The organism is Vandammella animalimorsus (assembly GCF_002285285.1).
Taxonomy (GTDB): domain Bacteria; phylum Pseudomonadota; class Gammaproteobacteria; order Burkholderiales; family Burkholderiaceae_C; genus Lampropedia; species Lampropedia animalimorsus.
This window is the reverse complement of the sequence record NZ_NSJF01000003.1, coordinates 61,377-74,927: the sequence shown is the minus strand read 5'-3', so window position 1 is coordinate 74,927 and position 13,551 is coordinate 61,377. Positions and strand designations below refer to the sequence as shown.

At 68.7% G+C, this 13,551-nt stretch carries 10 protein-coding genes; 6 read left to right on the top strand and 4 right to left on the bottom strand.

Going from position 1 to position 13,551, the window contains the following annotated elements; genetic code table 11:
* Positions 1 to 98: 98 nt before the first annotated feature.
* The 3 genes from CK620_RS06795 to CK620_RS06785 all read left to right on the top strand — a co-directional run bounded on the left by CK620_RS06795 (position 99) and on the right by CK620_RS06785 (position 2,807).
* The gene (locus CK620_RS06795; protein WP_238946052.1) at positions 99 to 776 is read left to right on the top strand and encodes a site-2 protease family protein; all 678 of its coding nucleotides are present in this window, start codon (positions 99 to 101) and stop codon (positions 774 to 776) included.
* A 45-nt stretch (positions 777 to 821) separates the two neighbouring features.
* The gene (locus CK620_RS06790; RefSeq protein WP_095549684.1) at positions 822 to 2,132 is read left to right on the top strand and encodes a tryptophan--tRNA ligase; all 1,311 of its coding nucleotides are present in this window, start codon (positions 822 to 824) and stop codon (positions 2,130 to 2,132) included.
* Between the two features lie 75 nt (positions 2,133 to 2,207).
* Positions 2,208 to 2,807, top strand: a complete 600-nt coding sequence (locus tag CK620_RS06785; RefSeq protein ID WP_095549901.1) for a flavin reductase family protein — start codon at positions 2,208 to 2,210, stop codon at positions 2,805 to 2,807.
* A gap of 62 nt (positions 2,808 to 2,869) precedes the next feature.
* Here CK620_RS06785 and CK620_RS06780 read toward each other — a convergent pair whose 3' ends face one another.
* Positions 2,870 to 5,164, bottom strand: a complete 2,295-nt coding sequence (locus CK620_RS06780; protein WP_095549683.1) for a heavy metal translocating P-type ATPase — start codon at positions 5,162 to 5,164, stop codon at positions 2,870 to 2,872.
* 264 nt (positions 5,165 to 5,428) lie between these two features.
* Between CK620_RS06780 and CK620_RS06775 the strand changes: the two genes are divergently transcribed.
* The 3 genes from CK620_RS06775 (at position 5,429) to ppc (ending at position 10,478) form a co-directional block, all read left to right on the top strand.
* On the top strand, positions 5,429 to 6,169 hold the full coding sequence (locus CK620_RS06775) for a basic amino acid ABC transporter substrate-binding protein (protein ID WP_095549900.1): 741 nt from the start codon (positions 5,429 to 5,431) through the stop codon (positions 6,167 to 6,169).
* 516 nt (positions 6,170 to 6,685) lie between these two features.
* The gene (locus CK620_RS06770; RefSeq protein WP_095549899.1) at positions 6,686 to 7,456 is read left to right on the top strand and encodes an amino acid ABC transporter permease; all 771 of its coding nucleotides are present in this window, start codon (positions 6,686 to 6,688) and stop codon (positions 7,454 to 7,456) included.
* A gap of 88 nt (positions 7,457 to 7,544) precedes the next feature.
* Positions 7,545 to 10,478: a phosphoenolpyruvate carboxylase gene (gene ppc / locus CK620_RS06765; protein ID WP_095549898.1), complete on the top strand. Its 2,934-nt coding sequence runs from the start codon at positions 7,545 to 7,547 to the stop codon at positions 10,476 to 10,478.
* Between the two features lie 60 nt (positions 10,479 to 10,538).
* On the opposite strand, the gene CK620_RS06760 is transcribed toward ppc, so the two are convergent.
* The 3 genes from CK620_RS06760 to CK620_RS06750 form a co-directional block, all read right to left on the bottom strand.
* Positions 10,539 to 11,441 carry a DMT family transporter gene (locus CK620_RS06760; RefSeq protein ID WP_095549682.1) on the bottom strand — a complete coding sequence of 301 codons (903 nt, stop codon included), beginning with the start codon at positions 11,439 to 11,441 and terminating at the stop codon, positions 10,539 to 10,541.
* A 103-nt stretch (positions 11,442 to 11,544) separates the two neighbouring features.
* On the bottom strand, positions 11,545 to 12,459 hold the full coding sequence (locus CK620_RS06755) for an SDR family oxidoreductase (RefSeq protein WP_095549681.1): 915 nt from the start codon (positions 12,457 to 12,459) through the stop codon (positions 11,545 to 11,547).
* 43 nt (positions 12,460 to 12,502) lie between these two features.
* Entirely contained in the window at positions 12,503 to 13,522 is a 1,020-nt protein-coding gene (locus tag CK620_RS06750; protein WP_095543058.1) for an NADP-dependent oxidoreductase, read from the bottom strand.
* Positions 13,523 to 13,551 lie beyond the last annotated feature (29 nt).

Genomic DNA, 13,551 nt, shown 5'->3' with positions numbered 1-13,551 from the left:
ATCCCCAGCACGGGCAGAAAAAACGCCAGTCCACGGCAAGGCCTGCTTACCGCCCTGCAGCAGGCAATGGCGCGCATCTTCTGCGAGAATCGCGCGCCGTGAATTTCTCCTCCTTCATCCAAAATGCAGCGGTGATGGCGCTGCCGGTGCTGTTGGCCATCACCATCCATGAGGCCGCGCACGCCTATGTGGCGCGGCGCCTGGGCGATCCCACGGCGGCCTTGCTCGGGCGCGTCACGCTCAACCCCTTCAAGCACATCGACCCCTTTGGCACGGTGCTGCTGCCCTTGCTGCTGTTGTTCGCCTCGCAGGGCGCGCTGATGTTCGGCTACGCCAAGCCAGTGCCGGTGAACACGCGCAAGCTGCGCAACCCGCGCTACGACATGGTCTGGGTGGCGCTGGCTGGGCCACTGTCCAACTTGCTGCAGGCCGTGCTGTGGACGCTGCTGCTGGCCGTGCTGCTGTGGCTGGGCCAGCAGGGTTTGTTTGAGCCCTTCTTCGCCCGCATGGCCTGGGCCGGCATCATGGTCAACCTGGTGCTGGCGGCGCTGAATCTGTTTCCGCTGCCGCCGCTCGATGGCGGGCGCATCGCCGTGGGCCTGCTGCCCGCGCGCCCGGCCCACTACCTGGCGCGGCTGGAGCCGCTGGGCTTTTTCATCGTGCTGGGCCTGTTGTGGCTGAACCTGCTCGATCGCTACTGGCTCTACCCGCTGCTTGAAGCCGGGCTGCAGGTGCTGCTGCAGCCGCTGCAATGGCTGGGGCTGCCGCTGCCATGATGCGGGCGCTGCCTGCTGCCACTCACTCTTTTCCGCTTGCCATCCATGACCACCCGTTTCCTCACCGGCATCACCCCCTCGGGCATCCCGCACCTGGGCAATTACGCAGGCGCCATTCGGCCCTCGGTGCGCTCGCAGGCCCAGCCCGGCGCCGAGCATTTCTTCTTCCTGGCCGACCTGCACAGCCTGATCAAGTCGCAAAACCCGGTGCAGACCCAGCAATCGACGCTGGAGATCGCTGCCACCTGGATCGCCTGCGGGCTGGACCCCGAGCAGGTGACCTTCTACCGCCAGAGCGACATCCCCGAAATCCCGCAGCTGACCTGGCTGCTGACCTGCGTCACCGGCAAGGGCCTTCTCAACCGCGCCCATGCCTACAAGGCCGCGGTGGACAAGAACGCCGAGACGGGCGCCGACCCCGACGCCGACGTCACCGCCGGGCTGTTCATGTACCCGGTGCTGATGGCCGCCGACATCATGATGTTCAAGGCGCACAAGGTGCCCGTGGGGCGCGACCAGGTGCAGCACATCGAGATGGCGCGCGACATGGCCGCCAGCTTCAACCACATCTACGGCCACGGGCAGGAGCTGCTGGTGCCGCCCGAGGCGCTGGTGGACGAGCACGTGGCCACGCTGCCCGGCCTGGACGGGCGCAAGATGAGCAAGAGCTACGGCAACACCATTGCCCTGTTCACGCCGCGCGAGCAGCTGCGCAAGCTCATCATGGGCATTGCCACCGACTCGCGCGCGCCGGGCGAGCCCAAGGAAACCGAAGGCTCGGCCATCTTCCAGATCTACCAGGCCTTTGCCAGCGCCGAGCAAACCGAGGCCATGCGCCAAGCCTTCGCCCAGGGCATTGCCTGGGGCGAGGCCAAGCAGCAACTCTTTGAGCTGATCGACGCCGAGATTGCCCCGATGCGCGCGCAGTTCGATGCCCTGATGGCCGACCCGGCGCGCATCGAGGCCATCTTGCAGCGCGGCGCCGAAAAAGCCCGCGCCGAGGCCGCGCCCTATCTGGCAGAGCTCAAGCGCGCCGTGGGCCTGTGCGACCTGCGCCAGCCGCTGGCCCGGCCCGCCGCGCCGGATGCCGCCGCGGCCGAAGCCCCGCCGCAGATCAAGCAATACCGCGAAGCCGACGGCCAGTTCTACTTCAAGCTCACCACCGCCCGCGGCGCGCCGCTGCTGCAAAGCCTGGCCTACGCCAGCGGGCGCGAAGCCGGCCAGGCCGTGCAGCAACTTAAGCGCCAAGGGGCCGCAGCGCTGGATGCGCTGGCTGCGCAGCTGCAACCCTTCACGCGCGACGAGGCGCTCGAACAGGCGCTGGATGCGCTGGTGCAGGCGCAGCAGCAGGGCTGAACCTGCTGCGATGAGGCCTGCTCGCACCACGTTTTTTGACTTCCACCCCTGCCGCCTTTGGGAGCGCCCCTGACCATGCCCGACAGTGCCGAGCACCTGCAAAGCCATTTCAGCACCCGCCACTTCCGTGATGCGCTGGGCAGCTTCGCCAGCGGTGTGACCATCGTCACCACGCTGGACGCCCAGGGCCAGCCTGCGGGCCTGACGGTCAGCTCCTTTGCCTCGGTGTCGCTGGAGCCGCCGCTGGTGCTGTGGAGTTTGCTCAACGCCTCCAGCCACCTGCAGGACTTTTTGCACTGTCAGCACTTTGCCATCAACGTGCTGGCTGCCGACCAGCTGCTGCTGGCGCAGCGCTTTGCCACGCCGGGCCTGGATCGCTTCCGCAACCTGCACACCGTCCGCGCTGCCAGCGGCGTGCCGCTGCTGCCTGGCGCGCTGGCCTGGTTCGAATGCCGCCGCCACGCCCAGCACCTGGCGGGCGATCACACCATTTTCATCGGCCAGGTCGAGCGCGTGGGCTACCGTGGCGCCTGGCCGCGCGAGCTGCCCGGCGCCGACCCGGCCCAGTGCCCGCAGGCCCTGGCGCCGCTGCTCTACCACCGTGGCATCCTGCACCAGGGCGCGCTGCCCGCGCCGGCTGCAGCGCACAGCCGGCAGACGAACAAGAAATCGTGAGTCAACAAAGGCCTGCGCGAAGCGCGGCGTGCGCTGCGATTCGCGCAAAGTGCATACACGCTCTAAGCGGCCAGCGGCGGCGCAAAGCGCCGCAGGCGCAGCGCATTGCCCAGCACGAACAGGCTGGACAAGGCCATGGCGCCGGCAGCGAACACCGGCGAGAGCAGCACGCCCCATAGCGGGTAGAGCAGGCCAGCGGCTACCGGGATCAGCGCAGTGTTGTAGGCAAAGGCCCAGAACAGGTTCTGGCCGATGTTGCGCATGGTCGCGCGCGAGAGCGCGATGGCGTTGGGCACGGCCTGCAGATTGCCCGAGATCAGCACCACGTCGGCCGATTCGATGGCCACGTCCGTGCCGGTGCCGATGGCCAGGCCCACGTGCGCCTCGGCCAGCGCCGGGGCGTCGTTGATGCCGTCGCCGACGAAGGCCACCGGGCCATGCGCGGCGCGCAGCGCCTGCACGGCCTGCACCTTGCCGCCTGGCAGCACCTCGGCCACCACCTCATCGATGCCCAGGCGCTGGGCGATGGCCTGGGCGGTGCGGGCGTTGTCGCCGGTGATCATGGCCACCTTCAGCCCTTGTGCGTGCAGCGCGGCGATGGCCGCAGGCGTGCTGGGCTTGATGGCATCGGCCACGGCGATGATGGCCGCCAGGCGTCCGTCGAGCGCGGCGTACAGCGGTGTCTTGCCCTCGCTGCCCAGGCGCTGGGCGGTGGCGGCAAACACGCCGCAGTCCAGCCCGAGCTGCTGCATGAAGCGGTCAGCGCCGATCTCCACGCGCTGCCCGTCCACCTCGGCGCGCACGCCCAGCCCGGTGACGGATTCGAAGGCCTGCACCGCTGGCAGCGTCAGCGCCTGTTGCTCGGCCGCTTGCACGATGGCGCGCGCAATCGGGTGCTCCGAGCGCGCCTCGACCGCCGCCACATGGGCCAGCACCTGCTCGGGCGTGAAGCCGCCAGTGGTTTCCAGATCGGTGAGCGTGGGGCGCCCCTCGGTCAGGGTGCCGGTCTTGTCCAGCGCCACCACCCGCACCTCGTGCAAGGCCTGCAGCGCCTGGCCCTTGCGGTAGAGGATGCCCAGCTCCGCCCCCCGACCGGTGCCGACCATGATGGAAGTGGGCGTGGCCAGGCCCATGGCGCAGGGGCAGGCGATGATGAGCACGGCCACGGCATTGACCAGCGCCAGCGTCAGCGCCGGGGCCGGGCCCAGCAGCAGCCAGGCCCCAAAGGTCAGCGCTGCGATCAGCATGATGGCCGGCACGAACCACAGCGTCACCTTGTCCACCAGCGCCTGGATGGGCAGCTTGGCCGCCTGGGCTTGCTGCACCATGCGGATGATCTGCGCCAGCACCGTGGCTTCGCCCACGGCCGTGGCCTGCATGGTGAAGGCGCCGGTCTGGTTGACGGTGCCGCCCACCAGCGGCTGGCCTGGCGTTTTGGCCACCGGCACCGGCTCGCCCGAGATCATCGACTCATCCACGAAGCTCTGACCTTCGAGCAATTGACCATCGACCGGAATGCGCTCGCCCGGGTGCACCTGCAGCACGTCGCCGGCGAGCACCTGGTCAATGGGCAGATCGACGAATTGCTCGCCACGGCGCACGCGCGCCGTCTTGGCCTGCAGGCGCAGCAGCCGCGCAATCGCCGCTGAGGTGCGGCCCTTGGCGCGCGCCTCCAGCAGCCGCCCCAGCAGAATCAGCGCCACGATCACCGCCGCGGCCTCGAAATACACATGGCTCGCGCCCTGTGGCAGCCAGTGCGGCGCAAAGGTGGCCACCAGCGAATAACCATAGGCCGCCAGCGTGCCCACGGCCACCAAGGAATTCATGTCTGGCGCGCCGCGCAGCAGCGCCGGGATGCCCTGGCGGTAAAAGCGCCGCCCCGGCCCCAGCAGCACCAGCGTAGTCAGCACGCATTGCAGCAGCCAGCTGTTGCGCTCGCCGATGTGCTGCGCAATCCAGTGGTGCATGCCCGGCACCATGTGCGCGCCCATCTCCAGCACGAACACTGGCAGTGCCAGCAGCGTGGCCAGCAGCCAGTCGCGCTGCAGCTGCACGCGCTCGGCCTCTTGCTCGGCCTGGGCCTGCGCATCTTCCAGCCCGGCCGGGCCGTCCAATTGCCGCGCGGCATAGCCGGCCCGCTCGATGGCCGCCAGCAGCGCCTGGCCACTGGCGGCGCCGCGCACCGTGGCGCGTTGCGTGGCCAGGTTGACCGATGCTTGTTCCACACCGGGCACGGCGCCCAGCGCACGCTCGACGCGTCCGACACAGGCCGCGCAGCTCATGCCGCTGACGGCCAGTTCGATGGTGGTGGCGGGGGCGGCATCATGGGCCGAGGGGGCAGTGCTGGCAGGCTTCATGGCAACAAAGTAAAGGCTTGGGTCAGATTCTCAAGGTAGGCGCAAGTGTAGGCCGCAGAACTTGCCCATCTTGCTCAAGGGGGAGGGCTGTACGAATCCGCATGGGCGCGCGATGCGCTGGTGCACGCAGGCCCTCTCGCGCAACTTGCGCAAGGGCGGCCAGGTCGCGGTTGCAAGGCCTGCTTCGTGTCATACTCGCCGCCCTCTTTATTTGTCAAACAAAGCTTAAAGATCATGCGCTTTCAACGTACTTTCACTGCACTGATGTTCACTGTCTCGGCACTGTTTGCTGCTCAGGCGCCGGCCCAGGCCGAGCAGACCCGCCAGCTGGTGGTGGGCTCCAGCGCGACCTACGCGCCGTTTGCCTTTGAGAACAAGGAAAAGCAAATCGTCGGCTTCGACATCGACATCATCAACGCCATTGCGCAGCAGCAGCAGCTCAAGGTGCGCCTGGTCAACACGCCGTTCTCCAGCATCTTTGCCGCGCTCAACAACGGCGATGTGGATTTGGTGATCTCTGGCGTGACCATCAACGACAAGCGCAAGCAAAGCTTTGATTTCTCGGCCCCGTACTTCGATGCCAAGCAGCTCATTGCCGTGCCGCAGGACAGCGCCATTGCCTCGCTCAAGGACATCGCCGGCAAGAAGGTGGCGGTGGTCAGCGGCTCCACTGGCGACGACGTGGCCAGCCGCGAGCTGGGCAAGACCAGCCCGAACGTGCGCCGCTTCGAGAGCACGCCGCTGATCATTGCCGAGCTGGCCGCTGGCGGCGTGGATGCGGCCATTGGCGACAACGGCGTGATCGCCTACCGCGTGTCGCAGACGCCAGGGCTGAAGACGGTGGACGACCCCAACTTCCCCAAGGAGTATTTCGGCATTGTGGTGCGCAAGGGCGATGACGAATTGCGCGCCAAGATCGACGCCGGCCTGGCCGCCATCCGCGCCGATGGCACTTACAACCGCCTCTACAAGAAGTGGTTCGACAAGGATTACGTTGCGCAGTGATGCCGTGAGGGCGGGGCGTGAGCCGCCGCTCTGCCAGTTTCGCGCTGCGGCCGTGCAGCGCCAACCTGCGCAGGGGCACCCAGTAGCTGCCGCCTGCGCCGGTGTTGAGTGCAGAGGCCGGGATGTGCGCCCGGCGGCGCACCTCCTTTTCTTGTCTCGCCAAGAAAAGGAGGCAAAAGAAGGCGACCCCACTGCCCGCGACCCCGGCGCTGCGCGCCGGGGCGACCTGTGCCGATGGCCTGCCAGGGCGGATGCTGCGGAAACTCGCTGCGCGGCTTTGCCGCTGCGCTCAAACAGCCGCAGCGAAATTTGATGAACGAAGCAGGCCCACTGTGTGTGGGCCTGCCCGCCCTGTCAGGCCACCGTCACAGGCGCTGGCAGAAGGGGGCTTTGCCCGGGCCATCGCTGCGCTCGGCCTTGGGCTGGTGCCTGTTTTTCGGCCTGCGCCGCACTTACCAAAACAACCGATCTTGCTTGCCCAGCTGGCCGCCACAGGCGCGCCGGCCCCCACCCGCCATGAATGACAACGCCACGGCCTGGTTCGGCTGGTTCCGCGCCGACATCCTGGTCGAATACCAATCCCTGTTCTGGCACGGCGCCCTGATCACCGTGGGCATGACGCTGGCCTGCGTGCTCATGGGCTGCATGCTGGGCCTGCTGCTGGCGCTGGCCAGGCTGGCCCAGGCACGCCATGCGCCCTGGCGCGGCCTGTGCCGCTATCTGCTGCGCTGGCCGTCCACCGCCTACGTCAGCTTTTTTCGCGGCACGCCGCTGTTCGTGCAAATCATGCTGATGCACTTTGCCGTGATGCCGGTGTTCATCCATCCGCAGGACGGCCTGCTGGTCAGCGGCGAGCTGGCGCGCCAGCTCAAGCAGGACTACGGCGCGCTGCTCTCGGGCGTGGTGGCGCTGACGCTGAACTCCGGCGCCTACATCTCCGAAGTGTTTCGCGCCGGCATCCAATCGATCTCGCGCGGCCAGCGCCAGGCTGCGCTGTCGTTGGGCATGACGCCCGCCCAAAGCATGCGCTACATCGTGCTGCCGCAGGCCTTCAGACGCGTGCTGCCGCCGCTGGGCAACAACATGATTGCCTTGCTCAAGGACACCTCGCTGGTCTCGGCCATCGGCCTGGCCGAGATGGCCTACGCCGCGCGCACCGTGGCCGGCGCCTACAGCCGCTATTGGGAGCCTTATCTGGCCATCGCCCTGGCCTATTGGCTGATGACCTTCTTGCTCACCCTGGGGCTGCGCAGGCTGGAGCGGCACCTGGCGCGCGCTGACGCATAGCGCACAGCGCGCCGGCGCGTGTGACGCGCGGTTTGCCAGCCGGGCCCTACCATATGCACTTTGCTTTTCGACTGGGAGATTGAGCGCCATGCACACCAAAGAGCCCACAGACGCAGCCCTGCAGCACACGCACGAGCCGGACAAGGAGCAGCCGCTGCGCGAGGACATCCGCCTGCTCGGGCGTTTGCTGGGCGAGGTGATCCGCGAGCAGGATGGCGATGCCGCCTTCGAGATGATCGAGCGCATCCGCCAGCTGGCCGTGGCCGACCGCCGGGCGAGCCAGGCTGAGGCAGGCCAGGCCAGCAGCGGCCTGCAGCCGCTGTTGCAAAGCCTGAGCAACGACGACACCGTCACGGTGGCGCGCGCCTTCACCTACTTCAGCCACCTGGCCAACCTGGCCGAGGACCAGCACTTTCTGCGCCGGCGCGAGGTGCACGAGCGCCGCGGCGAGCATCCGCGCGGCAGCCTGGCCGATGCGCTGGCGCGGCTGCGCGCAGCCGGCGTCGATGCGCCGCAGGTGCTGGCGACGCTGGCGCAGGCCTATGTCTCGCCGGTGCTCACCGCCCACCCTACCGAAGTACAGCGCAAAAGCATTCTGGATACGGAAAAGCGCATCGCCCAGCTGCTGGCCGAGCGCGGCCGCCTGCAGCAGCAGGCGCAGCGCGACGCGGCGCTGGGCCAGCCCGACGCGCGCCTGCCAGCGCGGCTGGCGGCCAACGAAGCGGCGCTGCGCGCGCGCATCACCCAGCTGTGGCAAACGCGGCTGAACCGCTACTCGCGCCTGACGGTGCACGACGAGATCGACAACGCGCTGAGCTATTACGAGGCCACCTTTCTGGAGGAAATCCCGCAGCTGTACGCCCATTTGCAGGCCCTGCTGCTGCCTGGCCAGCCCGCATCGCCGCGCCTGGCGTTGCCGAGCTTTTTCCGCATGGGCCAATGGATTGGCGGCGACCGCGACGGCAACCCCAACGTCACCGCGCACACGCTGCGCTACGCGCTGGCGCGCCAAAGCGGCGTGGCGCTGCGCCACTACCTGGCCCAGGTGCATGCGCTGGGCGCGGAGCTGTCCATGTCCGAGCGGCGCGTGCCTGTCAGCGCCGCCTTGCAGGCCCTGGCGGACGCCTCGGGCGACGACAGCCCGCACCGCGCTGATGAGCCCTACCGCCGCGCCCTCAGCGGCATCTACGCGCGCCTGGCCGCCACCCTGGCGCAACTGGGCGATGCCGGGCCTGGCAGCGCGCCCCTGCCTGCGCCCCGGCCCATGCAAATGCCGCGCCCGGCCTACGCGCATGCGGGCGAGCTGCTGGCCGACTTGCAGGTGATTGCCGACTCGCTGCACGCCCACCACGGCCAGGCCCTGATGCCCGAGCGCCTGCTGCCGCTGATGCGCAAGGTGGACGTATTCGGCTTTTGCCTGAGCACGCTGGATTTGCGCCAAAGCTCCGACCAGCACGAGGCCGTGCTGACCGAATTGCTGCGCGTGGCGCGGCTGGCGCCCGACTACGGTGCGCTGGACGAAGCCCAGCGCCAGGCGCTGTTGCTGCAACTGCTGGATGAGCCGCGCTCGCTGCGCGTGCCCGAGCACGCCTACTCGCCCCTGGCGCGCAGCGAGCTGGAAATCTTCGACACCGCACGCGAGATGCTGCAGGCCTACGGCCCGCAGGCCATTGGCCACTGCATCATCAGCCACACCGAGAGCGTTAGCGACCTGCTCGAAGCCCTGCTGCTGCTCAAGGAAGCCGGCCTGGTGCAAGGCCGCCTGAGCGAGCAGGCGCAGGCCAGCCTGATCGTCGTGCCGCTGTTCGAGACCATTGCCGATTTGCGCCAGGCCCCGGCCATCATGCAGGGCTACTACGGCTGCCCCGGCATCGCGCCCATGATGCTGCGCTCGGGCGGTGAGCAGGACATCATGCTGGGCTACTCCGACAGCAACAAGGACGGCGGCATCTTCACCAGCCACTGGGAGCTGTACATGGCTGGCACTGCATTGGTGCAGTGCTTTGCCGACATTGGCGAGCGCCACGGCGGGCAGATCCGGCTGCGCATGTTCCACGGCCGCGGCGGGGCCGTCGGGCGCGGCGGCGGGCCCAGCTACGACGCCATCCTGGCGCAGCCGCCGGGCACCGTGCGCGGCCAAATCCGCCTGACCGAGCAGGGCGAGGTCATCGCCTCCAAATACGCCAACGCCGAAATTGGCCGCCGCAACCTGGAAACCCTGGTGGCCGCCACCCTGGAGGCCACGCTGCTGCCGCAACGCCAGCCTGTGCCTGCGCACTATCTGGCCGTGGCGCAGGCGCTGTCCGAGGCCAGCATGCGCGCCTACCGCGCGCTGGTGTTCGAGACGCCCGACTTTGCCCGCTACTTCTTCAACGCCACGCCGGTGCGCGAAATCGCCGAGCTGCACATCGGCTCGCGCCCGGCCTCGCGCAAGCCCGGCCAGCGCCTGCAGGATTTGCGCGCCATCCCCTGGAGCTTTGGCTGGGGCCAAAGCCGCCTGACGCTGCCGGGCTGGTATGGCTTTGGCAGCGCCGTGCAGGCTTTTGTAGAAGGCCAGGCCCAGCCGGCTGCGGCGGCCGGCGGCCAGCCCCTGCCGCCGCTGGCCACGCCCGCCCAACGCCAGGCCCTGCTGCAAGAGATGGCCAGCCAGTGGCCCTTCCTGCAGACCCTACTCTCCAACATGGACATGGTGCTGGCCAAGAGCGATCTGGTGCTGGCCGAGCGCTACAGCCGCCTGGTGCCCGACGCCGCGCTGGCGCAGGCGGTGTTTGCCCAGATCAGCGCCGAATGGCAGCGCACCGTGGCCGCGCTGGAGCTGCTGACCGGCCAGCGCCAGCGGCTGGCGGGCAACCCTGGCCTGGCGCGCTCCATCCGCCACCGCTTCCCCTACATCGACCCGCTGCACCACATCCAGGTTGAACTGCTCGAACGCTGGCGCGCCGGCGGGGCCGACGAGCGCGTGCAAACGGCCATCCACATCAGCATCAACGGCATCGCCGCCGCGCTGCGCAACACGGGTTGACGGCGACGATCTGCGCGACGCATCCAGGGCAAGGGGTGCGCCCGGCCCTGACAGGCGCTTTCAGCGCCGCGCCGAGATCACGATGCCGGTGACGATCAGCGCAAACGCGGCGGCGTGGTAGGGCTGGGGGGCCTCGCCCAGCAGCAGGGCCGACATCAGCGCGGCAAACAGCGGCGTGAGGTTGGAGAACAGCGCCGCCAGCGTCGGCCCGGCGCGCTGCACGCCTATGCCCCAGCAGCGGTAGGCAATCAGCCCCGGCCCCAGGGCGATGAACAGCAGCCCTGCGGCCAACGGTAGGCCCCAGCGGATGGGTTGCGCGCCGCTGCTCCATTCCAACCCGGCGGCCAGCGCGCACCAGCCGATGCCCAGCAGCACCTGCACCAGCAAAAAAGCCGCCCAGTCGCTGCGCAATGCAGAGGCCACTGGGGCGCGCAGCAGCAGCCAGCTGTAGCCCGCCCAGCACAGCGCGGCCAGCAGCATCAGCAAATCGCCGGGCACCAGCGACAGCGCCGCCAGCTGCTGCCAGCTGCCGCGCGTGAGCACCAGCAGCACGCCCGCCAGCGAGAACAACGTGGCCAGGCCCTGGCGCCAGCTGGGGCGCTCGGCAAAGAACAGCGCGCCCACCAGCATCATCCAGATGGGCGAGCTGGCGGCCACCAGCGTGATGTTGATGGGGCTGGAGCTGCGCAGCGCCATGTACTGCAAGGCGTTGTAGCAGCCAATGCCCAGCAGCCCCATCAGCAACAGCGGCCGCAGGCTGGCCAGCGCCTGATGTCGCAATGACCACAGCCGCCAGCCCAGCGGCAACAGCAGCAGCGCCACCAGCACCCAGCGCAGCAGGTTCAGCGTGATGGGCGGCACCAGCGGCGCCAGCATGCGCCCGGCCACGGCATTGCCGGCCCACAGCAGCGGCGGGATGGTCAGCAGGGCAGCGGTGGCGGGCGTGAGGGCGAAGGCAGGCATGGCGTGTCTCGTGTGGGCGTGAGGTAGCGGCGCTGCCGCCCGGTGGGCGGCAGCCGTGGGCACAGGCTTTCAGGCCCGCTTGCGCCGAGATTGGAGCAGGCTTTCACTGCCGCAGCTGCTGGCGCAGCTGCTCGCCCACTTCAGGCTTGTGGGCAAAGGGGTCGCTGGGATTGCGCTGCTGCATGATGTCTTCGAGCCGGGTCTGCACCGGGCCCAGGGCCTGGGGATGGCTGTAGATGTAGAAGCGATCCTGGGCGATGGCCTCGAACACCATCTGCGCCACGTCGGCGGCGCTGACCTTGCCCGATTGCACGGCCTTTTTGCCCATGGCTTCGCCCACGCGCTGGCTGGCAGTCAGCGCTTGCCCGGCCAGCGCCTGTGGGCGGTTGCGGCCACTGTCGGCGATGCCGGTGGGCACGAAGTAGGGGCACAGCACGCTGGCGCCGATTTGCTCGGTGACCAGGCGCAGGTCCTGGTAGAGCGTTTCGGTCAGGGCCACGACGGCGTGCTTGCTGACGTTGTACAGCCCCATGTTGGGCGGCGTGAGCAGGCCAGCCATGCTGGCGGTGTTGACGATGTGGCCCCGCCAGGCTGGATCCTGGCGTGCGGCCTGCAGCATCATGGGGGTGAAGCTGTGTACGCCGTGCACCACGCCCATCAGGTTCACGCCCATGACCCAGGCCCATTCCTGGGGCGTGTTCTCCCACACCAGGCCGGCGGCGGAGACGCCGGCGTTGTTGAACACGAAGTGCGGCGCGCCCAGCGCCTGCTGCACCTGCTGGGCCAGGGCCTGCATGGCGGTGGCGTCGCTGACGTCCACGCGCTGGGCCAGCAGTTGGCGGCCGCGCGCGGCCAGCTGCGGTTGCAGCTCGGCGGCGGCGCGCGCCAGCGCGTCCTGCTGCACGTCCACCAGCACCAGGTGCATGCCGCGCGCGGCGGCAATGCGCGCGCATTCCAGCCCGAAACCCGAGCCTGCGCCGGTGAGCACGGCGGTCTTGCCATCGAAGTCGCGGATCATGGCGGTCCTCCTTTTTACGTGCGTAGCGGCTTGGGGAGCGCGCTCAGATCAGCTTGACCAGCTGCTTGCCGAAGTTCTTGCCGCGCAGCATGCCCAGGAAGGCTTCCGGGGCGGCCTCGATGCCTTGGGCGATGGATTCGCGCGGGCGCAGTTTGCCGCTGGCCACCAGCTCGCCAAGCTCCTTGAGGGCGGCGGGCCAGACGTGCATGTGCTCGCTGACGATGAAGCCTTCGACGCGCATGCGGTTGACCAGGATCAGCGCGGGGTTGAGCATGGGCAGTGGCTGGCCATCGTAGCCGGCGATCATGCCGCACAGCGCAATGCGCGCGAAGGCGTTGGTGCGCAGCATCACGGCGTCGAGGATCCAGCCGCCGACGTTTTCGAAGTGGCCGTCGATGCCGTCGGGGCAGGCGTCCTTGAGGGCCTTGGCCAGCGAGCGCACGTCCTGGTTGTGGGCGCGGTAGTCGATGCAGACGTCAAAGCCCAGTTCCTGCTCGGCATAGCGGCATTTGTCGGGCCCGCCGGCAATGCCCACGACACGGCAGCCGCGCGCCTTGGCCAGCGCGGCGTAGGCGCTGCCCACGGCGCCGGAGGCGGCGGTGACGGTCACGGTCTGGCCAGGCTTGGGGTCGATGATGTGCACCAGGCCGTAGTAGGCCGTCACGCCGGGCATGCCCACTGCGCCCAGGTAAGCGGACAGCGGCACCGGCCCGGCCGGCACCTTGCGCAGCATGCCGCTCTGGCTGGCATCGACGACGCTGTACTCCTGCCAGCCGCCCATGCCCACGACCAGATCGCCCTCGGCGTACTTGTCGCTGCGGCTTTGCACGATCTCGCCGACGGTGCCGCCGATCATCACCTCGCCCAGCGGCTGCGAGGCCGCGTAGCTTTTGGAGTCGTTCATGCGCCCGCGCATGTATGGATCCAGGCTCAGGTAGTGGTGGCGCACCAGCACCTGGCCGTCTTGCAGCTCAGGGGTTTGGCTGGTCACCAGCTTGAAGTTGCTGGCCGTGGCCTCGCCCTGGGGGCGGTTGTCCAGCAGAATTTGACGGTTGCTTGGCATGGCGGGGTCTCCTTGCGGTATGGAATGAG